The following is a 24,376-nucleotide window of genomic DNA, read 5'->3' on the forward strand; positions in this document are numbered from 1 at the left end:
CACCTTTTATTTAATACCCATTTTAAGGGCAGATTTATTTTTATATATATAATCTATTCCAGATATTATTGTAAAAAATAATGAAATATATAACATAATATAATCAAAAGGAAGATTAATTAAATTAAATGGAAAATTATTCAGTAATAAAGCAATTATAGCTACTAATTGTGTAATAGTTTTTATCTTACCTAATGAACTTGCAGCTATAGTTATACCTTCTGAAGCCGCAATTATTCTAAAGCCAGTGATAGTAAATTCTCGTGCAATAATCAACACTACAACCCAACCAGGAACTTTACCTAATTCCACTAAAGAAATCAAAGCAGCTGATACCAAGACCTTGTCAGCTAGCGGATCTACAAATTTTCCAAAATTAGTAATCATATTTCTACTTCTAGCAATATATCCATCCAAGGTATCTGTTAAGGATGCAATGATAAAAATTGCAGCTGCCAAATAAGTATTATATGGAAGATTAGAATATAATACAAACATGAATATTGGTACTAAAAATACTCTGAAAATAGTTATTTTGTTTGCTAAGTTCACTAGATTACCTCCCCTATTAAATCATACTCTAAATAATCAGTTACTTTAACTTTTATAAAATCACCTATCTGTAGTTTTTTAATAGAGTTAACATAAACAACACCATCAATTTCGGGGCTATCCATATACGTCCTACCAACATAAGTATTATTACCACAAAGTTCTTCTATTAATACATTAAATGTTTTTCCAACCTTGCTCATCATGATATCCTCGGATATATCTTTTTGAAGTTCCATAACTTTATCTCTTCGGTATTCTTTTATTTCTTGTGAAACTTGGTTTGGAAGATCATAGGCAGGAGTATCTTCCTCTTGGGAATAAGTAAAAACACCTAATCTCTCAAATTTTATATTTTTAATAAAGTTTAATAGATCATTAAAATGTTCTTCAGTCTCTCCAGGAAATCCTACAATAAATGTTGTTCTTATAATTATTTCAGGGATTTCTTTTCTCAATTTATCAATTAATAAAATAATATTCTCCTTGCTTGTTCTTCTATTCATTTTTTTTAGAACATTATTATTTACATGTTGTAATGGAATATCTACATATTTAACCACTTTTTGATTGTTTTTAATTGACTTTATTAGATTATCATTAAAATTATCAGGATATAAATATAGTAATCTAATCCAAGTAATACCATCTATATTATTTAGTTCATCTAACAATTTATATAAGGAATATTCTCCATATAAATCAATCCCATAATCAGAAGTATTTTGACCAATTAAAATTATTTCCTTTACCCCATTAGAAGCTAAATACTTTACTTCTTCTATAATGTCTTCCATTTTTCTGCTTCTATGCTTTCCTCTTAACCTAGGAATAATACAATATGTGCAAAAGTTATCACATCCCTCAGAAATTCTTACATATTCCGTAATATTAAAATTAATTCTTTTTACTTCTTCTAAGTAATCTACATCTATATTTCCTGTCTTTTTAATTCTTTGAGATTTTAATTCTAATTCTTTAATAACTAAGGAAATATCCTTTATATTTCCAGTACCAATTACGGCATCAATATCAGGAATTTCATCCATTAATTCTTGAGAATATCTTTCAGCTAAACAACCTGCTAATATTAAGTATTTACAATTACCTTCGTTTTTATATCTAATCATTTCCCAAATAGTTTCTATAGATTCTTCTTTTGCCTTCTCTATAAACCCACATGTATTTACAATGATAGTGTCTGCTTCCTCTAATGAACTAGCCACTATATAATTACTTTCCCTTAATATACTTATCATTAGTTCCGAATCTATTTCATTTTTTGAACAACCTAAAGTAACAACGTAAATTTTTTTTGTTTTCATTCTATCTCTCCTTAAATGTTGACTCTAAATCTTCTGGTGATAATAATACCTTTCTAGGCTTACTACCTTCATATCCTCCTATTACACCCCGTTCTTCCATTTCATCTACGATTCTCGCAGCTCTAGCATATCCAATTTTTAATCTCCTTTGTAACAATGAAATTGAAGCCTGTCCTTCTTCTACAACTAAAGATATTGCAGTTGGTAATAATTCATCACTGTCAGTAAAGGATATTTCCTTTGAATTTTCTACTACTTCAATAATATCTTCATTATATTCAGTTATATCCTGAGCTTTAAGAGAATTAACTACAGCTTCTACTTCTTCATCAGATATAAAAGCACCTTGTAACCTAGAAGGTTTCGAATAAAAAGATGGATAAAATAACATATCACCTTTTCCTAAAAGTTTCTCTGCTCCTGCCATATCTAAAATGGTTCTAGAATCCACTTGAGAAGATACAGCAAATGATATTCTTGAAGGTATATTAGCCTTTATAGTACCAGTTATAACGTCTACAGATGGTCTTTGGGTGGCCACAATAAGATACATTCCTGCAGCTCTAGCCATTTGAGCAAGTCTACAAATATAATCTTCTATTTCTTGAGCTGCAACCATCATTAAATCTGCTAATTCATCAATTATTATAACTATTGTAGGTAATTCTTCATCTTCAGTATCTTTAGTCTTGTTATTATAAGATTTTATGTCCCTAACATTATTTTCAGCAAATAGTTTATATCTTTTCTCCATCTCAGTTACAGCCCAGTTAAGTGCAAAAGCAGCTTTTTTTGCATCAGTTACTACTGGAATTAATAAATGAGGGATACCATTATATATACTTAATTCTACCATTTTAGGATCTATAAGTAAAAGTTTAACATCTTCAGGAGAGGATTTATATAATATACTCATGATTATGGTATTGATACAAACTGATTTTCCTGAACCAGTAGCTCCCGCTATGAGTAAATGTGGCATTTTATCAATAGTAGACACTATCACATTGCCTGATATATCTTTTCCAAGAGCTAAAGGTATAGGAGAATCAATAGTATTATATGTTTCAGAAGTAATTATTTCCTTCAGAAGTACACTACTTTTTATTTTATTTGGAACCTCAATACCTACGGCTGCCTTACCAGGGATAGGTGCTTCAATCCGAATATCAGAGGAAGCCAAACTTAAAGCTATATTATCAGATAAAGATACTATCTTGCTAAGTTTGATCCCAGGAGAAGGTTGCAGTTCATAACAAGTAATAGTCGGTCCTTTATTAATTTGAGTAATTGTTGCATCAATTCCAAAGTTTTTCATTGTTTCTTCAATTATCTTAGCATTATTTAATATCTCTTTTCTATCATCACTGTCTTGATTTGATGTTGGAGATTTTAGTAAGGATAAGGAGGGTGTATTGTATGTAGAAATATGATTCTTATTTTGTTTGTTTTTTATTTCAGTATCTATATTATTTATTTCTTCAATATTCATTTCTTTTGAATTTTCTTTTTTTTGATTTTTTACATAATCTAAGATTTTAATATCATTTTTAATATCTTCTTGATTTAATTCGGGTTTTATCTCATTTACTATTTTAAATTTAGGTTTATTTCTTTTACTTTCTGCTGTTTTCTTCACATTTTTAGATTTCAAAAAAATATCTTTAACTTTAATATTGGTTACAATTAATGTATTTATAATAATAATAAATCCTAAAACAAGATAAGAACCTATTGAACCAAATAATCTATAAATAAAAAAACCAAAAAAACTACCAATTATACCTCCGCCTTTTCCAATTTTACTTAAATTAATGGAACTATTAATCCTATCAATAAATTTATAATCAAAAGGATTTATTCCATCAAGCATAATTAATATGCTTAAAAGTATAAACCCCATAGATAAAATCATTCTTCCTTCCATATGCTTATAATCATCTAAGAAAAAGATAATTCCGGAAGCTATTATGATTAAAGGAAAGAAATAAGAGCCAAACCCCATTAAAGAAAAAGTAGTACCTTTAATTATAGAACCTATTATCCCCATATTAGAGCTAAATAGACTTATCATTGATAATATACCTAATGCAATTATAATTATTCCTATAATATCTTTATTATATTTATTTTTTTTTTGAGTTTTTTTAATAGTTTTCTTTTTAAGGTTCAAAAAACTCCCCCCTTTTTAAAGTATATGCTGTAGTTATTATAGCATAATTTGGAATTCTATTCTATTTATTTTTATCCTCTACCATATTATCAAGTTTTTTTAAAGCGGTTGAAAAACCTCCTACTTCATCAATTAATTTATATTTTACTGCTTCTTCTCCAACTAATATCGTTCCTACATCATTTGCAATTTCATCTGTTGAATACATTAACTCGTTTAGTGTTTTGCCATCTATTTCTGAAGTTCTTAATATAAAATTGATTATTCTTTGCTGCATCTTTTGAAAATATCTAAAAGTTTGTGGCACACCAATAACTAAGCCAGTAGTTCTAATGGGGTGTATTGTCATAGTTGCAGTAGGAACAATAAATGAATAATCTGTTGAAGTAGCTAAAGGTACTCCAATGCTATGTCCTCCACCTAAAACTAAAGATACTTTAGGTTTATCCACTGAATTTATTAATTCAGAAAGAGCTAAACCAGCTTCTACATCTCCACCAACAGTATTTAAAATAATAAAGATTCCCTCTATTTTAGGATCCTGTTGAGCTGCTATTAGTAAAGGAATAATATGTTCATATTTAGTAGCTTTTTTGTCATTAGGGGAAATTGTGTGACCTTCTATTTCCCCAATAATAGATATAAATTGAATATTATTTTTTACTTCCGGAATATTAGTAGTACCTATTTCTTTAATATTTTCTAGTTTTTCCTCTTGAATTGGGGAATTGTCATCTTTATTTTTCTTATTCATATTTTCCTCCTAAAATAATTAATATCTATAGCATTTACTTAAAAAAACAATAATATTCCTTATACAAAAAAATACATATATCTTATTGAGATATATGTATTAAAAGTATAATAATTATTCAATTTCAATAATAATCATATCATAACCTATCTTTCTAATTGTATCCCAATGTATTTCTATATCATTACTTTCTAAACCTAAAATTCTTAATCCTAATCTTTTTTCAGGCACTAATAAAGAAATAATTTTACCAGTTTCTTCATCAATTAAAAGGTCACTATCTACTATCATACCAAGTCTACCACCATTATTTAAATTTACAATTTCTTTTTGACCTAATTCGGATAAACGCATAAAATCTCCTCCTAATTCTTTATATTATATAATATTATAGGAATTTGAGTAATATACGTTATCATTTATGATAACATCTTATTAGATATCAATACCCAGAATGACCAAATCCTCCCTCGCCTCTAATAGTCTCATCTAAATCATCAGCTATTATTAAGGTAGCTTTTTCATATTTAATGAATACCATTTGTGCAATTCTATCACCTTTGTTAATGATATATGACTCTTTACCAAGATTAATTAAAATCACTTTGATTTCTCCCCTATAATCACTATCTATTGTGCCAATTCCATTGGCTAATGTTATTCCGTGTTTTAAAGCTAATCCTGACCTACCCCTAATTTGAGCTTCATATCCTTCTGGTATTGAAAGAAATAATCCCGTTGGTACTAAAACCCTATCTAGTGGTTTTACCTCTATAGACTCATGAATATTAGCTTGTAAATCCAATCCCGCTGCTCCATTTGTCTTATATTCTGGTAATTGAAACTGAGACTTATTAATTACTTTTACTTTCATGCTAACCACACTCCATTAAAATAATATATTTTTTATTTTTTGTTCAGTCATATCTTGATTTTTAATATCTCCTACATATGCAATATTAATGGCTTTTTTGTTAAATACGATTTTTATTATTTCTTCTATATCACTTAAATTTACTTTATCAATTTTATTTAATATTTCATCAGGAGATTGTACTCTATTAAAAAGCGATAGAGATTTTCCTATTTCATACATTCTACTAAATGTTCCTTCCATTCCAAGAACATAACTGCCTTTTAGCTGTTCTTTAGATTTATCTAATTCATCTTTTGAGATTAATTTTTTTCTAATATCATCAATTTCTTTTCCAATATGTTTTATAGTTTTTAATAGTTGGGATGGATGTAATCCAGTGTATATACTTAATATACCTATATCTTTATAAGATGATGGATATGATTCAATAGCATAAGCTAAACCTAAATCTTCACGTATTTTTTGAAACAATCTCGAACTCATACTACCCCCGAAAATATTATTTAATACTAATAATGCCTCTATGTTTTGAGAAACAATTGGCAAACCTTCCATTCCAATGCAAAAATTTAGTTGTTCTGTGTTTTTATTGATACCTTTTAATTTATTGGTGAAACTATAAATATTGTTGATCTTATCATCATTTTTATTAGAATTATTAAAGTTGCCAAAATAATGATTTAACATTTTGAAAACTTCTTTGGTGTCAATATTACCTGCTAATGATATAACTATATTTTCAGGCCTATAATTATTAAAAAAATAATTAATAAGTTCATCCCTATTTAAATTCTTAATACTTTCTTCTATGCCTAATATGGGATGACCAAGAGGTGTATCTTCAAACATTATATCATTTAATAACTCACTGACCATATCCTCAGGTGAATCTAGATACATATTTATTTCTTCTATTATTACTGTCTTTTCCTTTTCTATATCTGATTCTAAAAAATTTGAGTTAGTCAACATATCTGCTAATACATCTATAGCTATATCTATATGATTATATAAGACCTTAGCATAATAACATGTGCTTTCTTTACCAGTAAAAGCATTTAATTGACCACCTATATTATCTATTGCTTCTGCAATATCTTTAGCTGTTCTCTTTCCTGTACCCTTGAACAACATATGCTCTATAAAATGAGATACCCCATTATTATGCTTGTCCTCTTTTACAGAACCATTATCAACTATAATTCCAATGGAAACAGAGTTGACATAGGGAATCTTTTCCATGACAACTCTTATACCATTATCCAATTTATCTATTATATACATATTCTCCTCCAGTATTACTAATTGTTTTTTATTACATCACTTATTGTACCAATTTTATAACCATTTTGATATAGGTAATTTATTATTTCTGGTAATGCTTTAACTGTTTCTTCAGTAGGATGCATTAAAACAATTGCAGAATTATGTATCTTTGGAATAACCCTATTAATGATTACATCTTTTGTACTATCTTTTCTCCAGTCAATCGTATCTATACTCCACATTATAAGTTCATATCCTAAATCTTTTGTTGCCTTTACAGTATTATCATTGTAAGCACCTGATGGCGGTGCAAAATATTTTGAATCAATATTCAAGGTTTCCTTAATTATATTATGAGCTTTCACTATTCCTTCTTTATTTTCATTATAGGATAATTTATCATAATCTACATGACTATAACCATGATTCCCAATTTCATGGTTATCATTATATATCATTTTTAAAGTTTCCTTATTTTTTTCTGCCCATTTACCAGTTACAAAATATGTAATTTTAATATCATTTTCTTTAAATATCTCTAACATATTTGGAATGTTTTCATCTCCCCAGTCTACATTACAAGCAAATGCGATTATCTTTTCATCAATATTCCCCTGATAGTATACATCTGAATTAAAAGTTTCTTCTGTCTTATTATAGACTCTTAAAATAGATAAAGTTATTATAACTAGTATTAAAACAATTAAAATGGTAAACAGAGTCTTTTTATTCACAATAACTAATTTCATATACATCCCTCCAATATCTTATATATCTATATATATTCAAAGGGTTAGTAAATTATCCTAAAAAGTAAATTAGGGAAACCATTTTCATAGGTTCCCTTTATTGATTAATTATTATAAGTTTACATATTATCATTTATGATAACATCTTATTAGACATTAATATTGAAAATAAATAGGTCTATATTAAACTTCCCTATACTAAAGTGTTTCCATTATTGCTTTTACAATTTATGAGACACAAAAACATGAACCTTATTTTGGTTCATGCATTAGTATTTTATTCTTCTGTTTTAGTTTCTTCTGGAAGTAATACCTTTCTAGATAGATTAACTCGACCTTGATTGTCTATTTCCATGACTTTAACTAATATTTCATCTCCTAAAGCTAATACATCCTCTACCTTATTGACTCTTTCTCTAGCTATATTAGATATATGAAGCAGTCCTTCTTTTCCATTTAAAACATCTACAAAAGCACCAAAGTTAGTTATACGTGTTACCTTACCTAAATAAATATCCCCAACTTCAACTTCTTTAACTATTTTATTTATCATATCCATAGCCTTTTCTCCATCTTCTTGGGTTATGGAAGAAATAAACACCTTTCCACTATCATCAATGTCAATTTTTACGCCTGTTTCATCTATTATCTTGTTAATCATTTTTCCACCAGGTCCAATAATATCTCTTATTTTATCTGGATTTACTTGCATTGTATACATCTTAGGTGCATATGGTGATAAATTTCCTCGTGGAATTGAAATAGTTTCTGCCATTTTATCCAAGATATAAAGTCTTCCTTTTCTTGCTTTTTCCAAGGCTTCTTCTAGAATTGGTTTATCTATTCCAGCTATTTTTATATCCATTTGTATAGCCGTAATTCCATCTTTAGTACCAGCTACTTTAAAGTCCATATCTCCCAGATGATCTTCCATACCTTGTATATCAGAAAGAATAGCTAATTTATTACCTTCTTTTATTAATCCCATTGCTATCCCGGCTACAGGAGATTTTATAGGTACACCTGCATCAAGTAAAGCTAAAGTACTTCCACAAACACTAGCTTGAGATGAAGAGCCATTTGAACTTAAAACTTCGGATACAAGTCTAATAGTATAAGGGAAATTATCTTCTGATGGTATAACTGGTTCAAGAGCTCTTTCTGCCAATGCGCCATGACCTATTTCTCTTCTTCCAGGTCCTCTTAAAGGTCTAGTATCACCTACTGAATATGGCGGGAAATTATAATGATGCATATATCTTTTAGATTCTTCCTCTCCTAATCCATCAATAACTTGGGCATCACTAATAGCACCCAAAGTAGCAATGGTGAGAACTTGAGTTTGACCCCTTGTAAATAATCCTGAACCATGAGTTCTTGGAAGTAAACCTACATCTGTTGTAATAGGACGTATCTCATCAACCTTCCTATTATCTGGTCTTTTACCATCCTCAATAATTAGTCTTCTTACTTCTTCTTTTAACATATCTTCTATTATCCCATTAATATCTTGTTCTGATTCAGGATATTCTTCTAAAAACACTTCTTTAATTTCTTTATTTACGTTATCAATATTATTTAATCTTTCTTGTTTCTCAAAAGTATTAATAGCATCAATTAATTTTTTTCTACCAAATTCAATAATTTTTTCTCTAATTTCTTCATTTGGCTTAAATAAATTATATTCTTCCTTAGTTTTTCCTATTTCCTCTGCGATATCTTCAATAAATTCACATAATTTCACAATTTCACCATGTGCTGTTAAAATACCTTCTAGCATTACCTCTTCTGTAATCTCATTAGCACCTGCTTCCACCATCATTATAGCATCTTTAGTCCCTGCCACTACTAAATGTATTTCAGATTTATCTCTTTCTTCACTAGTTGGATTTATAACAAATTTTCCATCTATTAAGCCAATTAATACTGAACCTGTTGGCCCATTAAATGGTATATCTGATATGGATAATGCTATTGAAGAGCCAATCATTGCAACTATTTCTGGTGAATGATCTTGGTCAACTGATAAAACAGTAGCTATGACTTGTACATCATTTCTATATCCATCTGGAAATAATGGTCTAAGAGGCCTATCTATAAGTCTTGAAGTTAAAATTGCTTTTTCACTTGGTCTACCTTCTCTTTTAATAAATCCACCTGGTATTTTACCTACTGAATATAATTTCTCTTCATAGTCAACGCTAAGTGGGAAAAAATCTATACCTTCTCTTGGTTCTTTAGAAGCTGTAGCAGTCGCTAAGACTACTGTATCACCATATTGTACCATACAAGCTCCATTAGCCTGTTCTGCTACCTTACCTATGGTTACAGTAAGATCTCTACCAGCCAATTTATACTGGAATTTTCTTTCCATGCAATACCTCCTTAAATTTTAATATATTTATTATATCCTTATTTCATAAAAAATATCTAGAATAAATCAATAGAGCGGGATAATCCCGCTCTTATTAACCTCTGATGCCTAATTTTTCAATTAAAGAACGATATCTTTCAATATCATTATTTTGTAAATATTTTAAAAGGCCTCTTCTTTGACCTACCATTTTAAGTAATCCTCTTCTAGAATGGTGATCCTTTTTATGAGCTTTTAAATGCTCATTTACAGAATTAATTCTGTGTGTTAAAATTGCAATTTGTACCTCTGGTGAACCTGTATCACCTTCGTGCAATTTATAATCATTAATTATTTGTTCTTTAACTTCTTTTGTTAACATAAATACACCTCCAAATTTTAATATACTCCTATAGCTTTGTAAGACGCCGAGGATACGTTAAACATAGCAATAGGTAATGTACCAATATTATAGTATCATAATAAACAATAAATGTAAATATTATTGTCTTAATTTAATCATTCCAATATCAATTTTCATTTGTTCTATCAAGGCTTCTTTATTTTCAAATTTAATATCATTTCTAAGAAAATCTAAAAATTCAATTTCCAGTATATTTCCATATACATCCCCATCAAAATCTAGAATATAAGTTTCTATCTTTAGCACATCTTCATTAAAAGTAGGATTATATCCAATATTTGTAGCCGAAACATATATCTTACCATCTATTATGGTATTGGTCATATATACTCCATTTTTAGGTATTACATAATTATCAATAGGTTCTATATTAGCTGTGGGAAATCCTAATTTATTTCCTCTGTTTTTTCCTGGTATAACTTTTCCTATAATAGAATATGGTCTACCTAGCATTTTTGAAGAAAGAGAAATATTTCCATCTGCTATTAAACTTCTAATATTAGAACTACTTATAATATCTTTATCCCTATAAATTGGGTCTAATACAATTACACCTATATTATAGTCTTTTCCAAGTTTCATCAAATACTTAGAATCTCCAGAAGCTTTATATCCAAATCTATAATCAAATCCTACAACAAGTAACTTACCATTCATTTTATTTATGATAATATCCTTAATAAAATCTTCTCCTGATAATTTCATAATTTTATCATCAAAATTTAATATATAAATAATGTCTACACCTAAATCCTTCGCAATCTTAAATTTTTGTTGATTGTTGGTTATCATCTTAGGTTTACTATTATTTATTATGGATTTAGTATGACTTTTGAATAGTAAAAGTGAAGACTTTATACCTAATTCTTTTGATTTAGATATCATGGTTTTAATTAGTTCCTGATGTCCTATATGAATTCCATCAAAATTTCCTAAGGCTATAGCCGTATTAAATCTTGTTTCATTATAATTTGATAGTTCTATAATCTCCATGTATACCACCTTATATTATTAAAACTTTATCCATCTTTAAGTAAAATTTAGAATCTATATTACTAATTTTGCCTATTCCAATAAATATATCTTTACAATATACTCTAAGTAATTTATCCACCTTACTTTCCTCCATAGAATCAAATCGTAATACCACTCCATTTATTAATTTTGAATATAAATGTTCTGGAACAATAAATTCTTCTAAATGATATAATGCCTTGTCCATAGGAGTAATGATTTTAGGAATCTCTTCCGAATTTAATTTTCTAATATATTCAATACTATATGAATTATCAATCTTAAAATTTCCTACACCTACCCTTAGTAAATATGACATATATCCGTAGGTGCCTAAGTCCACCCCAATATCATCACATAATGTTCTAATATAAGTACCTCTGGAGCATCTTGTATAAAACATAACTTTCTTACAATCTTCCATGTTCAATATTTTTTGTTCATATATTATAATATTTCGGGGATTACGCTCAACAGTTTTTCCCTCGCGTGCCAATTCATAAAGCTTTTTTCCTTTATGTTTTAATGCTGAGTACATAGGCGGCAATTGAGATATATGTCCATTATATTTAGACATGACAGTTATAATATCTTCCTCATTAACACAATTGTTAGAAGAAGATATTATCTTTCCATCTATATCTTGAGTATCAGTTCTATATCCTAATGTTAGCTCTCCTATATATTCTTTATCACTATCAAGAAGATATTCAGAAATCCTAGTAGCTTTGCCTATACATAAAGGCAATACTCCAGATGCATTTGGATCTAAAGTTCCTGTGTGTCCAATCTTTTTAGTTTTTAATGTCTTTCTCAATAGATTTACAGCATCATGAGAAGTCATTCCCCTAGGCTTAAAGAAGTTTATTACACCATTCATATAATCACCTAAAACACTTTCTTTAATTCATCTAAAATTAATTTTTCAGTAACATCCATAGGAGAATTAATTGTACAGCCTGCTGCTCTTATATGTCCTCCTCCATTAAAGTTAGCACAAATAGCAGATACATCTATAAATCTTTTACTTCTCATGCTAACTTTGATTTCATTCTCTTTAAATTCTTTAAGTATAATTCCTACCTCAACAGGAGCAATTTCCCTTATGAATGAAACTATACCTTCAGTATCTTCCATCTTAGCATTAGCCTTATTAGCCATATCTTGAGTTACTTTTATTAAAGCAACCTTATTATCAAAATATAAACTCAAAGTTTCTAAGGATTTTATGAATAACATAGTTCTCTCTAAGCTTTTATTCTGATATAAATTTATATTTATATTACTTTTATCAATTCCTATATCTATTAATTCTGCAACAATTTTATGAGTTTCTGCACTAGTATTATCATACATAAAACTGCCAGTATCCGAACTTATTGCAGTATAAATACAAGAAGCTATATCTTTATCTATGGGAATGCTCATTTTCTTTATTAAATTATATACTAATTCACCAGTTGCTGCCGCGTTACTATCTACAATATTTATATGTCCAAAATTTGTATTACTAATATGATGATCAATGTTAATTATAGTTTTAGCTTCATTTAATAATTCTTTGTTTTTGCCTAATCTATTTTCATCACTAGTATCTAAAGCGATAAAAACATCTATATTATCACTATTATTAAACTCTTTAATCTCATTTAAATTTGGAAGAAATAGAAAATCAGAAGGAATATCATCAGTTTTGATGATATAAACCTTATGATTTATCTTCTTAATTGCCATCCATAAAGCTAGAATAGAGCCAATATTATCACCATCAGGGTGAACATGAGAAGCAATATATATACTTTTACTTTCTTTGATTTTTTTAATCGCCATATCAAATGAAAATTCAATATTATTCACCATTTCTATCTTCCTTAAATAAATTAGAATCCTTGTTTACCTCTTCAATTAACTTAGACATATAAATTCCCTGCTCTATTGATTCATCTAAGATAAAAATTGGTTCTGGAGCATATCTTAAATCAATTCTACTGCTTATTTCTTTTCTTATAAATCCTTTTGCACTTTCTAAACCTAATAATGTATTTTCCTTTTCTTCTTTGTTTCCAAATACTGAAACATAAATCTTTGCATATCTTAAATCCCTAGTTACTTCCACCTTCGTTATAGTTGTCATGGAATTAACCCTTGGGTCTTTAAGACCATTATAAATTAACTCCGAAACAACTCTTTTTACTTCTTCGGAAATTCGATTAAGTCTTTTATTATTCATTTCCCCACCTCTATTTCTCAACTTCTTTCAAAACATATGCTTCTAGTAAATCTCCCTCTTTAATATCATTATAATTTTCTAAGCCTAGTCCTGCCTCATATCCTGATAATACTTCTTTAGCGTCATCTTTAAACCTTTTCAAAGATGATACATCTCCTTCAAATACAACAATATCATTTCTAAGAAGTCTAACTTTCCCATTTCTAGCTATCTTACCATCCAATACATAAATACCTGCTATAGTGCTTCCATTAGGTAATCTAAATGTAGCCCTAACTTCAGCTCTACCTATTACTTCTTCAATAATTTTTGGTGCATGCATCCCTTTAATTGCAGCTTGGATATCTTCAATGGCTTCATAAATCACTCTATATGTTCTAACATCTACCTTTTCTCTTTTAGCTACTTCAATAGCATTTAAATTTGGTCTAACGTTGAAACCAACAACAATAGCATTAGAAGCAGAAGCAAGCATAATATCAGATTCAGTGATTCCGCCTACACCACCATGTATAATATTAGTTTTTACTTCCTCAGTATCAAGCTTTTCTAAAGATTGTTTTAATGCCTCAATTGAACCTCTAACATCGCCTTTGATTATAATATTTAAATCTTTGATTTCGCCTAATTTTATTCTTTCAAATAAATCGTCTAGTGAAACCTTTTGATCAGATCTCATCTGTTCTGCTCTGACAATTTCCTTGTTTTTTTCAGCTAATGATCTAGCTATCTTCTCATCTTCCACAGCATATAATAAATCTCCTGCATTTGGAACCTCAGACAACCCAAGTATTACTACAGGCATTGATGGTCCAGCCTTTTTGACTCTTTTCCCTTTGTCATCTAACATAGCCCTAACCCTACCAAAGGAAGAGCCAGAAACAACCATATCCCCTACTTGTAATGTTCCTTTTTGAACTAATACAGTAGCTAATGGTCCCTTTCCTTTATCAAGCTGTGCTTCTACAATTGTACCTACTGCATTTCTATTTGGATTAGCTTTGAGTTCTTGCATTTCTGCAACAAGCAGTATCATTTCAAGCAATTCTTCAATTCCTACGCGATTTTTTGCAGATACAGGTACTGTTATAGTATCTCCACCCCAATCCTCTGGAACCAAAGAATTTTCTACTAACTCTTGTTTAATTCTATCTACATTGGCTGTAGGTTTATCCATTTTATTAATTGCTACAATTATTGGAACATTAGCAGCTTTTGCATGATTTATTGCCTCTATAGTCTGAGGCATAACCCCATCATCTGCTGCCACAACTAATATTGCAATATCAGTTACCTGTGCACCTCTAGCACGCATAGATGTAAAAGCTTCATGACCTGGAGTGTCTAAAAAACATATCTTTTTATTGTTAATATTTACGGCATAAGCACCTATATGCTGAGTAATTCCCCCAGCTTCTGATTTTGTAACACTAGTTTCTTTAATAGCATCTAATAAAGACGTTTTACCATGGTCAACATGCCCCATTACTGTTACTATAGGTGCTCTAGTTTTTAAATCCTTTGGATCATCTTCATAATTCAGATTAAATTCTTCTTCTAATGATATATTGTTATCTTCTAAAACTTCTTTTACTTTTAATTCAACACCAAATTCTTCAGCAACTATAATCGCTATATCTGAATCTATTGCTTGATTTTGATTTACCATTACACCTAATCCAATTAATTTAGAAATTATTTGTGATGGACTTACATCTATTTTATCTGCTAAATCTTTTACAATGATATTACTTTCGATTTCTATAACAACCTCATTCCCTTCTTTACTAATTATATTGTTTTCTTTATTCATATTATTATTCTTTAACTTACTTTTATTTGACTGCTTCTTATTCTTATGTTTTTTATTGTTTTTATCTTCAATTATTTTTTCTTTAAAACTTTCTTCATGTTCCTTAGTACTTATGTCCTCATCAGTATTATCAGTCTTTTCATTTGAACTATCTTTTTCTTCATCATTTGATAATAATGATCTTATTATTTCAGCTTCTTCATTTTCCAAAGTACTCATATGATTCCCTACATTTATATCTAATTCAGAAATCTTTTCAATTAAATCTTTACTACTTATTCCCAATTCCCTTGCCAATTCATATATTCTAATTTTCTTCATATTACATACCCCCTATTATATTTAAAGGTGATATCTCTTATTTCTCTAATTTCGATTGAATTATATCTTTCAGTTCTTCATATATATTAGTAGTTATTTCTACTTCTAAAACCCTAGAAAATTTTTTACCCTTTTGTGCAAGTTCCAAACACTCAAGATTAGAGCATATATATGCACCTCTACCATTCATCTTCCCAGTTATATCAATATTTACTTCATTCTCATTGCTCTTTACAACTCTTATTAATTCTTTTTTTGGTTTACCCTCACCACAAGCAATACATTTTCTTAAAGGAACTTTTTTCTTTTTCAAACAATCACCTCTTATTCAATATCTTGATTGTATTGTGATTCCGATTTTATATCTATCTTCCAATTAGTCAATTTTGCTGCTAATCTAGCATTTTGACCTTCCTTGCCTATCGCCAAGGAAAGTTGATAATCTGGTACCACAACAACAGCAGATTTCTCCTTTTCATCAACTATTACATTTAGTACCTTAGAAGGACTTAAGCTATTAGCAATAAATTCTCCTATATCCTTACTCCAAATTACAATATCTATTTTCTCACCCTTCAATTCATCGACTATAACTTTTACCCTACTACCTTTAAATCCTACACAAGAGCCAAGAGGATCTACATTGGGATCCTTTGAAAAAACTGAAATCTTAGTTCTAGATCCCGCCTCTCTAGATATAGAATATATTTCAACTATTCCATCATTGATTTCAGGAACCTCTAATTCAAATAGTCTTTTTACAAGATTAGGATGAGATCTAGATAATGTTATTTGAGGTCCTTTTGTTGTCTTCTTAACTTCAGATATTAATAGTTTTAGTCTATCACCTTGTATTTGCTCAGAAGGTGGCAATATACCTTCTGTCTTACCTAAATCCACATATACATTATTTTTACTAATACGCTGAACTAATCCAGTAATTATTTCATTCTCCCTATTTATAAAATCATCATAGATTACATCTCTTTCAGCATCTCTTATTCGTTGAATAACAACCTGTTTTGCAGTTTGTGCAGCTATTCGACCAAAATCTTTTGGTGTAATCTCTATTTTTATAATATCACCAATTTGAAATCTATCATCAATTTCTTTAGCATCATTTAAATCTATTTCAAGATATTCATTTTCTACTATATCTACTACTTCTTTTAATGCTAGCACTTTCACCTTTCCAGTAGTTCTATCCATTTCAACTTCAACATTTTGAGATGCATTAAAATTTTTTTTATAACTGGAAATAAGCGCAGATTCTAGGGCATCAAATATTATATCCTTAGAAATGCCCTTCTCTTTTTCTATTTCATGAAGGGCATCAATAAAATCTCCATTCATTCATTAAACCTCCTTAAAATTTAACTGCCAATTTAATTAAAGCAATGCCTTCTCTTGATATTTTAATAATTTCATTAATTTCTGTTTTTAATACAATTACTTTTTCTTCGTATGATTCTAAAGTCCCTTCTATTATCTTTTTACCATTCACCGGCTGATATAGTTTGATTTCAATTTCTTTTCCTAAATTTCTTTTTAAATCTTTGTCAGTTTTTAATGGTCTATCTAGTCCTGGAGATGAAACCTCTAAATAATATGGTACAGTAATAGGATCTTTCTCATCTAATTTATCGCTTAATAACTGGCTCATCCTCTGACAATCATCTAAATTTATTCCACCAGGCTTATCTAAATATACTCTAAGAAAATTGTTAGAACCCTCTTTTACAAACTCTACATCCACTAATTCATATTTTAACTCTTCTACTAATTCTTCAGATATTTCTTTGACAACCCCTATAATTCCCTTTTTATTCAATTAATTCACCTCCATAATAGTTTATTTATATCAATAGTTAGTTTAGAATAAAAAATCAAGAGTGGGTTAACCCACTCTTTCCCAGAAAAAATTTATTTTTGTCAAATTAATTATATCACAATTTAAAGAAAAATCAAATATTAAAAAGGCTTATTTGATTACTTAATGGCAAATCACCTAAGCATCCATGATTAGTTAAAACTTCTAATACAGGTTTACTTACTTTACCACGACTAACTAAATCTTCTATAGATATGAATCTAGAAATATTTCTTTCTTCGACAATTTTTCTGGCAACATTTTCTCCAAGGCCTTCTAAGCTTTTAAGTGGTGGTATAATTCCATTTTCATCAATTATAAATTTATCACTATCAGATTTATAAAGATCCACCTTCTGAAATTTATAACCTCTAGAATACATTTCTAAAACAACTTCTAAAACTGTTAATAAGTTTTTTTCCTTTGCTGTTACATCATTGCCTAGTTTTTCTATTTCTTGAATCTTATTTTTTACGAATTCTTTACCTTTTATAACTAAATCCGCATCAAAATCATTAGCCTTAATAGTAAAATAAGTTGCATAGAAAGCTTCCGGAAAATATACTTTAAAATACGCTATTCTAAAAGACATCATCACATAGGCAGCAGCATGAGCCTTTGGAAACATATACTTTATTTTATTACATGAATCTATGTACCATCCTGGCACACTTAAGCTCCTCATTTCTTCTTCCTCTTCACCTGACAGCCCCTTACCTTTTCGAACCTTTTCCATGATTTTAAATGACTTTTTCTTATCCATTCCTGCATTAATTAAATATAACATAATATCTTCTCTAGTGGAAATTACTTTACTGAGAGGAGCTATATTTTCTTTAACAAGATTTTGAGCATTGTTTATCCATACATCTGTACCATGGGATAACCCACTAATTCTAACTAGTTCCGAAAAGGTACTAGGCTGAGTGTCAATAAGCATTTGCCTTACAAACTTAGTTCCAAACTCTGGAATTCCTAAAGTTCCTACTTCGCAATTAATATCCTCTTTAGTCACTCCCAAGGATTCAGTACTTGTAAATAATTTCATAGTTTTTGGTTCATCAAGAGGTATCTTAGTAGGGTCAACTCCAGTAATGTCACCAAGCATTCTTATTATAGTAGGCACATCATGACCAAGAATATCTAGTTTTAATATTCTTCCACTAATAGCATTATAATCAAAATGAGTTGTGATTACACCTGAGTTCTTATCATCTGCTGGGTATTGAATAGGAGTAAAATCCAAAATATCCTTATATTTTGGAACAATCATAACTCCTCCAGGATGTTGACCTGAAGTCCTTTTGATTCCAGTACATCCTTGAACCAACCTATTAATTTCAGCTGCATTGACACTTATATCTCTTTCTTCAAAATACTTTTTTACAAAGCCATAAGCAGTTTTATCTGCAATTGTTCCTATGGTTCCTGCCCTGAAAACATAACCTTCTCCAAATAATTCCTCCGTATATTTATGTGCCACAGCTTGATACTCACCTGCAAAGTTTAAGTCAATATCTGGTTCTTTATCACCTTCAAATCCCAGAAAAACTTCAAAAGGAATATCATGACCATCTTTATTCAATTTAGCTTGGCATTTAGGGCAGATTTTATCTGGAAGGTCTGCACCTGAAGCTATAGAGCCATCAACAAAAAATTCATTATATTTACAATTAGGACAAACATAATGTGGAGCCAACGGATTTACCTCTGTAATACCACTCATAGTAGCTACGAAAGATGAGCCTACAGACCCCCTGGAACCTACTAGATAACCATCTGCCAAGGACTTCCAAACTAGTTTCTGAGCAATTATATACATAACAGCATAACCGTTTTTAATTATAGAACCAAGTTCTCTTTCTAAACGTCTTTCCACAATCTCTGGCAAAGGATTACCATATACTTCTACTGCTTTCTCATATGTTATTTTTTTTAGCTCTTCCTCAGAACCTTCAATAATTGGCGGAAAAGTTCCATCTGGAATTGGTAACATCTCATCTATAATATCATTTATCAAGTTAGTGTTTTTTATAACTACTTCTTCTGCAATTTCTTCCCCTAAATATGAAAACTCATTTAGCATCTCCTCAGTTGTTCTAAAATATAAGGGAGGTTGAATATCTGCATCTTGGAATTTTTGTCCAGACATTAATATCCTTCTATATATTTCATCCTCTGGATCTAAAAAATGTACATCCCCAGTTGCTACAACAAGTCTTTTATTTTCTTTCCCTAAATTATATATTTTTTTGTTTATTTCTCTTAACTGCTCTTCATTCTTTAATATTCCTTCTCTAACTAAATACATATTATTTTCAATAGGTTGAATTTCTAAATAATCATAAAATTTCACAATATCTTTTATTTCATTCATACTTTTGTTTTTTATTATTGCTTTATAAAGCTCTCCAGCTTCACAAGCACTTCCTATAATTAACCCTTCCCTATTTGCTTCTATTAGGGATTTTGGAATCCTTGGTCTTCTATGAAAATACTTCATATGTGATTCTGATATCAATTTATATAAATTTTTGAGTCCAATTAAATTTTTTGCAAGTATTATTATATGAAAACTCTCATCCTTTAAAAGATTTTTATTAGTGTTTAAAGCATTTATCTGTCTAAAACTTATTATATTTCTTTCCTTCAATATATCTAAAATCTTAAGTAATATTTCAGCTGTAGCAGTAGCGTCATCTACAGCTCTATGATGATTTACTAAATTTACATTTAAATGTTTTGCAATAAGATTTAATTTATGACTCTTTAAAGAAGGAAATACAGCCCTGGATAATTCTAAGGTATCCAGTACTGGATTATTTAATTCCATATTAACTAACTTAATCTTTTCTCTAATAAAACCAATATCAAAGGTAGCATTATGCGCGACTAAAACATCATCTCCAATGAAATTTATAAAATCTAAAATAATTTCTTTAATAGTCGGCTTATCCTTTACCATTTCATCTGTAATACCAGTGATCTTAGTGATTAATTCCGGTATTGGTCTTTCTGGATTTATCAATTGACTATAAGTATCTATTACCTTTCCATCTTTAATTTTAACAGCACCTATCTCTGTTATCATATCATTTATGGGTGATAAACCAGTGGTTTCTATATCAAAAACTATATAAGTTGAATAATCTTTATTTTCATCAAAATCAGTCACGATTTCCTTTTTATCATTTATTAAATAACCTTCAACTCCATAGATGATTTTTAAACCTAAAGACTTACCTAGATTCATAGCATCTGGAAAGCTTTGAACAACACCATGATCAGTTATAGCTAATGCCTTATGTCCCCACTCCTTAGCTCTAGTTGCAATCTTTTTCAATGATGAAACTCCATCCATTGAGCTCATCTGTGTATGTAGATGTAGTTCTACTCTTTTTTCTTTTGCATTATCCTTTCTTTTCTCTCTATCAATTTTATTAAGTGAGTTTAACATTATAACCATACTTTTAGAGTAGTTATCAAAGATTACATCACCTTCAATTTTTACATAAGAATCATTTTCTACATTTAAAAGAAATTCTGAGGATTGTTCTTCGGATAAAAAAACTTTTACTGTAATTGAATCACTAAAATCCGAAACACAAAAAGTAACTAAAGTTTTATTATTCCTAATTTGTCTAGTTTCAAGCTGAAAAACCATACCTTCTACTATACACGAACCTGTCTGCATAGTAATATCTTTTACTTTAATGGGTAATTCTACTATTTGCTTTCCGTAAATATAATATTTATTAAACTTACTTGAAGTATTATCAGAAGAATCAGACTTAGGATTTTCAGATATATTGTTAACAATATTAATTGCAATCTCTTTTTCTTCAATAATTTTTTTATCAAGAAAATCTTCTTCCTCTTTAAAATTATCATCAGATATTTTAATATCTAAGTTTAATCCTATTTCTTCTAAGATTATATTGTTAATCTTCTTTATGATTCCATTTCTTTCTAACGAATAATAAGCTACCTTATTTGGCGGAAAAATTACAAGGGAGTCATTGCTGATCTCCCATTTTAAATCTTGGATCCAAGAACTACTAGATTGAATTTCTGATTCAATAATCTCTAAAAGTTTTTTTTCATAAAACCTTATTTTTTCCTCTGTATTTCCTGTAATATTATACTGAATTCTTATGACTATTTGAAATTCAGTAAATTTTTCTTTCAAAATTTTGTTTATTTTGACGGCCATTACATTATTTATTAAATTAGAAGATTCAAGATATACTATTAAAGACATTGTTTTTTTAATTATTTCAATCTTATTAATAATAACTTCTAAATCCTTAATATCATTGAATTCTTCTTTTGTAATCAATTGAGAAAGATATAATCTATTATTATTCATAGGTATTTTATACCCCCTTCTCCTTTCAATGGCATACTACTATATTAAAGTTTTTCTATTTCATTTAATAGTTCATCAAGTAAATCTTCTTCTCTAACCTTTTTTATTATCTCTCCTTTTCTAAATATAAGTCCTTCTCCTTTTCCACCAGCTATTCCTATATCTGCTTCTTTAGCTTCGCCAGGACCATTCACTGGACAGCCCATTATTGCTACTTTTATATGTTTGTTAATTCCTTCAAGTCTTTTTTCAGCTTCTTCAACTATATTAATTAAATTAATATTTGTTCTTCCGCAAGTAGGGCATGATATTATTTCTAATCCTTCATTTAATAGATTAAGTGATTTAAGAATTTCTCTACCCACTCTAATTTCTTCTACTGGATCTCCTGTCAAAGATATTCTCACTGTATCACCTATACCCATTGACAATAAAGAACCTATACCAACAGAGGATTTTATTGTTCCTCTCCATATTGGCCCAGCTTCAGTAATACCTAAATGTAATGGATAATCTACCATATCAGACATTTTTTCATATGCCTTAATGGTTAGAAGTACATTACTTGCTTTTAGAGAAATCTTTATATCATAAAAGTCCATATCTTCTAATAATCTAATTTGTTCTAAAGCACTATAAACCATAGAATGTTCATTTACGCCATTATATTTTTCTAAAAACTCCTTTTTAATAGAACCAGAATTTACACCAACCCTGATAGAAATATTATTTTCTTTACAGGCTTTTACTACTTCTCTAACCTTGTCTAAAGAACCGATATTACCTGGATTTAACCTTAATCCATCAATTCCATATTTAATAGATTCTAAAGCTAATTTATAATCATATTGAATATCAGCAATTATAGGAATATCAATTTTCTTCTTTATCTCTTTTATAGCTTTTGCATCTTCTAAATCTGTAATTGCAGATCTAACTATATCACAACCTGCATCTTCTAACCTCTTTATCTGACTAATAGTAGAAACAACATCTTTAGTCAGAGTATTCGTCATGGATTGAACTGAAATGGGGTTATCTCCCCCAATTAATACATTACCAACTTTAATTACTTTAGTTTTTTTTCTCAACAATTTTATCACCTACTAAAAATATTAAATTTGATTAAATCTCTATAAGTAACAATCAACATTAGAGATATCAATAGAACGAAGCCAACAAAATGTATAAAACCTTCCTTCTCGGGATCTATAGGTTTACCTCTAACTAATTCTATTAATAAAAAGACTATTCTGCTTCCATCTAAAGCTGGGATAGGTAGTAGATTGAAGAATCCTAAATTCACACTAATAAAACCTAAAATATATAATAAATTATATATTCCAAGTTTTGCCTGTACCCCTACTTCATGAATTACACCAACAGGCCCAGATAAATGATTAATCCCTACCTTGCCTTTAAAAATCATTCCTATAAACTCAAACATTAACTTTAGAAACATAAAAGTATTTTCAAAACCACCTTTTATTGCAGATGATATTGATTTTTCATATTTAGGCACTATACCAATTATGGTTTTTCCTTTTTCAGTTATTGGTTTCACCATGATTTTTTTGATTTCACTATCTCTTTTAATATCTATATCTATTTCTTTATTAGGATCAGATTTATTTATGGAGTCAACAGTAGTTTCCCAATTATTTATTTCTATACCATTTATATTAATTATAGTATCACCTGATATCAAACCACTTTTCTCTGCTGGTGATCCTGGTACTGTATTATCTATAATATTTGTGGGCATACCTATTCCATAAGAGACAATAGTTAATATAACTATGGCTAAAATAAAGTTCATGATTGCCCCAGCAGCTACAACTGCTATTCTTGATAGAACAGACACTTTATTGAAACCCCTTGGATCATTGGAGGCTTCATCTTCACCTTCCATTTTCACATATCCTCCAATTGGCAATGCTCTTAATGTATATTCAGTTTCACCTTTTTTCTTTTGAAATAATTTTGGTCCCATGCCTATGGAAAATTCATTTACTCTAATGCCTACTATTTTTGCTACAGCAAAATGACCAAACTCATGTACTAATATAACTACCAAAAAAACAAAAACTGCTGATATTGCTGTTAACATTTAAACACCACCTATATTTTAAATTAAAAACATACTAATATAGTAGTATATTACTGGAGCAGTAAAAATTATACTATCAAATCTATCTAATACACCACCATGCCCAGGCATTATGAAACCATAATCTTTTATTCCACAAACTCTCTTTATTTTTGAAGCCGCTAAATCACCTAATT

The 24,376-nt window shown here is 29.1% G+C and carries 22 protein-coding genes; all 22 read right to left on the reverse strand.

Annotated features, from left to right (window positions below):
* Positions 1-6: 6 nt before the first annotated feature.
* The 22 genes from pgsA to RT714_RS05290 all read right to left on the reverse strand — a co-directional run bounded on the left by pgsA (position 7) and on the right by RT714_RS05290 (position 24,350).
* On the reverse strand, positions 7-552 hold the full coding sequence (gene pgsA / locus RT714_RS05185) for a CDP-diacylglycerol--glycerol-3-phosphate 3-phosphatidyltransferase (RefSeq protein ID WP_313756513.1): 546 nt from the start codon (positions 550-552) through the stop codon (positions 7-9).
* A complete protein-coding gene (rimO, locus tag RT714_RS05190; RefSeq protein ID WP_313756514.1) occupies positions 552-1,877 on the reverse strand; it encodes a 30S ribosomal protein S12 methylthiotransferase RimO in 1,326 nt (441 codons plus the stop codon). The genes pgsA and rimO overlap by 1 nt, the downstream gene beginning before the upstream one ends.
* A gap of 1 nt (position 1,878) precedes the next feature.
* Positions 1,879-4,050, reverse strand: coding sequence for a DNA translocase FtsK 4TM domain-containing protein (locus tag RT714_RS05195; RefSeq protein ID WP_313756515.1), 2,172 nt, complete (start codon positions 4,048-4,050; stop codon positions 1,879-1,881).
* A 61-nt stretch (positions 4,051-4,111) separates the two neighbouring features.
* Positions 4,112-4,804 carry an ATP-dependent Clp protease proteolytic subunit gene (locus tag RT714_RS05200; protein ID WP_313756516.1) on the reverse strand — a complete coding sequence of 231 codons (693 nt, stop codon included), beginning with the start codon at positions 4,802-4,804 and terminating at the stop codon, positions 4,112-4,114.
* A gap of 114 nt (positions 4,805-4,918) precedes the next feature.
* Complete coding sequence (locus RT714_RS05205; RefSeq protein WP_313756517.1) at positions 4,919-5,158, reverse strand: YlmC/YmxH family sporulation protein; 240 nt, start codon at positions 5,156-5,158, stop codon at positions 4,919-4,921.
* Positions 5,159-5,246: 88 nt separating this feature from the next.
* Complete coding sequence (gene dut / locus RT714_RS05210) at positions 5,247-5,678, reverse strand: dUTP diphosphatase (protein ID WP_313756518.1); 432 nt, start codon at positions 5,676-5,678, stop codon at positions 5,247-5,249.
* A 15-nt stretch (positions 5,679-5,693) separates the two neighbouring features.
* A complete protein-coding gene (locus RT714_RS05215) occupies positions 5,694-6,965 on the reverse strand; it encodes a pitrilysin family protein (RefSeq protein WP_313756519.1) in 1,272 nt (423 codons plus the stop codon).
* A 17-nt stretch (positions 6,966-6,982) separates the two neighbouring features.
* On the reverse strand, positions 6,983-7,696 hold the full coding sequence (locus RT714_RS05220) for a polysaccharide deacetylase family protein (RefSeq protein WP_313756520.1): 714 nt from the start codon (positions 7,694-7,696) through the stop codon (positions 6,983-6,985).
* 277 nt (positions 7,697-7,973) lie between these two features.
* Complete coding sequence (locus RT714_RS05225; protein ID WP_313756521.1) at positions 7,974-10,070, reverse strand: polyribonucleotide nucleotidyltransferase; 2,097 nt, start codon at positions 10,068-10,070, stop codon at positions 7,974-7,976.
* Positions 10,071-10,164: 94 nt separating this feature from the next.
* Positions 10,165-10,431 carry a 30S ribosomal protein S15 gene (rpsO, locus tag RT714_RS05230; protein WP_072972299.1) on the reverse strand — a complete coding sequence of 89 codons (267 nt, stop codon included), beginning with the start codon at positions 10,429-10,431 and terminating at the stop codon, positions 10,165-10,167.
* A 120-nt stretch (positions 10,432-10,551) separates the two neighbouring features.
* Entirely contained in the window at positions 10,552-11,466 is a 915-nt protein-coding gene (locus RT714_RS05235) for a bifunctional riboflavin kinase/FAD synthetase (protein ID WP_313756522.1), read from the reverse strand.
* Positions 11,467-11,476: 10 nt separating this feature from the next.
* Positions 11,477-12,367, reverse strand: a complete 891-nt coding sequence (truB, locus tag RT714_RS05240) for a tRNA pseudouridine(55) synthase TruB (protein ID WP_313756523.1) — start codon at positions 12,365-12,367, stop codon at positions 11,477-11,479.
* Between the two features lie 8 nt (positions 12,368-12,375).
* Positions 12,376-13,347 carry a bifunctional oligoribonuclease/PAP phosphatase NrnA gene (locus RT714_RS05245; protein WP_313756524.1) on the reverse strand — a complete coding sequence of 324 codons (972 nt, stop codon included), beginning with the start codon at positions 13,345-13,347 and terminating at the stop codon, positions 12,376-12,378.
* Positions 13,337-13,717: a 30S ribosome-binding factor RbfA gene (gene rbfA / locus RT714_RS05250; protein WP_313756525.1), complete on the reverse strand. Its 381-nt coding sequence runs from the start codon at positions 13,715-13,717 to the stop codon at positions 13,337-13,339. Before rbfA ends, RT714_RS05245 begins: the two co-directional genes overlap by 11 nt.
* 10 nt (positions 13,718-13,727) lie before the next feature.
* The gene (gene infB, locus RT714_RS05255; protein ID WP_313756526.1) at positions 13,728-15,851 is read right to left on the reverse strand and encodes a translation initiation factor IF-2; all 2,124 of its coding nucleotides are present in this window, start codon (positions 15,849-15,851) and stop codon (positions 13,728-13,730) included.
* A 37-nt stretch (positions 15,852-15,888) separates the two neighbouring features.
* Positions 15,889-16,164 (reverse strand): RNase P modulator RnpM, encoded by a 276-nt coding sequence (gene rnpM / locus RT714_RS05260; protein ID WP_313756527.1) that lies wholly within the window; start codon positions 16,162-16,164, stop codon positions 15,889-15,891.
* Between the two features lie 11 nt (positions 16,165-16,175).
* Positions 16,176-17,204: a transcription termination factor NusA gene (gene nusA / locus RT714_RS05265; protein WP_313756528.1), complete on the reverse strand. Its 1,029-nt coding sequence runs from the start codon at positions 17,202-17,204 to the stop codon at positions 16,176-16,178.
* Between the two features lie 13 nt (positions 17,205-17,217).
* Positions 17,218-17,682: a ribosome maturation factor RimP gene (gene rimP, locus RT714_RS05270; protein ID WP_313756529.1), complete on the reverse strand. Its 465-nt coding sequence runs from the start codon at positions 17,680-17,682 to the stop codon at positions 17,218-17,220.
* 133 nt (positions 17,683-17,815) lie between these two features.
* Positions 17,816-22,090: a PolC-type DNA polymerase III gene (locus RT714_RS05275; RefSeq protein WP_313756530.1), complete on the reverse strand. Its 4,275-nt coding sequence runs from the start codon at positions 22,088-22,090 to the stop codon at positions 17,816-17,818.
* A gap of 44 nt (positions 22,091-22,134) precedes the next feature.
* Entirely contained in the window at positions 22,135-23,184 is a 1,050-nt protein-coding gene (gene ispG / locus RT714_RS05280) for a flavodoxin-dependent (E)-4-hydroxy-3-methylbut-2-enyl-diphosphate synthase (RefSeq protein WP_313756531.1), read from the reverse strand.
* 5 nt (positions 23,185-23,189) lie between these two features.
* On the reverse strand, positions 23,190-24,200 hold the full coding sequence (rseP, locus tag RT714_RS05285) for an RIP metalloprotease RseP (RefSeq protein ID WP_313756532.1): 1,011 nt from the start codon (positions 24,198-24,200) through the stop codon (positions 23,190-23,192).
* An 18-nt stretch (positions 24,201-24,218) separates the two neighbouring features.
* Positions 24,219-24,350, reverse strand: a complete 132-nt coding sequence (locus RT714_RS05290; RefSeq protein WP_313756639.1) for a phosphatidate cytidylyltransferase — start codon at positions 24,348-24,350, stop codon at positions 24,219-24,221.
* Positions 24,351-24,376 lie beyond the last annotated feature (26 nt).

The sequence above is a fragment of the Tissierella sp. genome, from assembly GCF_032104385.1.
GTDB lineage: Bacteria > Bacillota > Clostridia > Tissierellales > Tissierellaceae > Tissierella.

What these genes read in the sequence shown, in the direction of transcription:
- rimO (WP_313756514.1), bottom strand. Translation starts at nt 1,877, where the DNA reads ATGAAAACAAAAAAAATTTACGTTGTTACTTTAGGTTGTTCAAAAAAT.
- RT714_RS05200 (WP_313756516.1), bottom strand. Translation starts at nt 4,804, where the DNA reads ATGAATAAGAAAAATAAAGATGACAATTCCCCAATTCAAGAGGAAAAA.
- RT714_RS05205 (WP_313756517.1), bottom strand. Translation starts at nt 5,158, where the DNA reads ATGCGTTTATCCGAATTAGGTCAAAAAGAAATTGTAAATTTAAATAAT.
- dut (WP_313756518.1), bottom strand. Translation starts at nt 5,678, where the DNA reads ATGAAAGTAAAAGTAATTAATAAGTCTCAGTTTCAATTACCAGAATAT.
- RT714_RS05215 (WP_313756519.1), bottom strand. Translation starts at nt 6,965, where the DNA reads ATGTATATAATAGATAAATTGGATAATGGTATAAGAGTTGTCATGGAA.
- RT714_RS05220 (WP_313756520.1), bottom strand. Translation starts at nt 7,696, where the DNA reads ATGAAATTAGTTATTGTGAATAAAAAGACTCTGTTTACCATTTTAATT.
- RT714_RS05225 (WP_313756521.1), bottom strand. Translation starts at nt 10,070, where the DNA reads ATGGAAAGAAAATTCCAGTATAAATTGGCTGGTAGAGATCTTACTGTA.
- rpsO (WP_072972299.1), bottom strand. Translation starts at nt 10,431, where the DNA reads ATGTTAACAAAAGAAGTTAAAGAACAAATAATTAATGATTATAAATTG.
- RT714_RS05235 (WP_313756522.1), bottom strand. Translation starts at nt 11,466, where the DNA reads ATGGAGATTATAGAACTATCAAATTATAATGAAACAAGATTTAATACG.
- truB (WP_313756523.1), bottom strand. Translation starts at nt 12,367, where the DNA reads ATGAATGGTGTAATAAACTTCTTTAAGCCTAGGGGAATGACTTCTCAT.
- RT714_RS05245 (WP_313756524.1), bottom strand. Translation starts at nt 13,347, where the DNA reads ATGGTGAATAATATTGAATTTTCATTTGATATGGCGATTAAAAAAATC.
- rbfA (WP_313756525.1), bottom strand. Translation starts at nt 13,717, where the DNA reads ATGAATAATAAAAGACTTAATCGAATTTCCGAAGAAGTAAAAAGAGTT.
- infB (WP_313756526.1), bottom strand. Translation starts at nt 15,851, where the DNA reads ATGAAGAAAATTAGAATATATGAATTGGCAAGGGAATTGGGAATAAGT.
- nusA (WP_313756528.1), bottom strand. Translation starts at nt 17,204, where the DNA reads ATGAATGGAGATTTTATTGATGCCCTTCATGAAATAGAAAAAGAGAAG.
- RT714_RS05275 (WP_313756530.1), bottom strand. Translation starts at nt 22,090, where the DNA reads ATGAATAATAATAGATTATATCTTTCTCAATTGATTACAAAAGAAGAA.
- rseP (WP_313756532.1), bottom strand. Translation starts at nt 24,200, where the DNA reads ATGTTAACAGCAATATCAGCAGTTTTTGTTTTTTTGGTAGTTATATTA.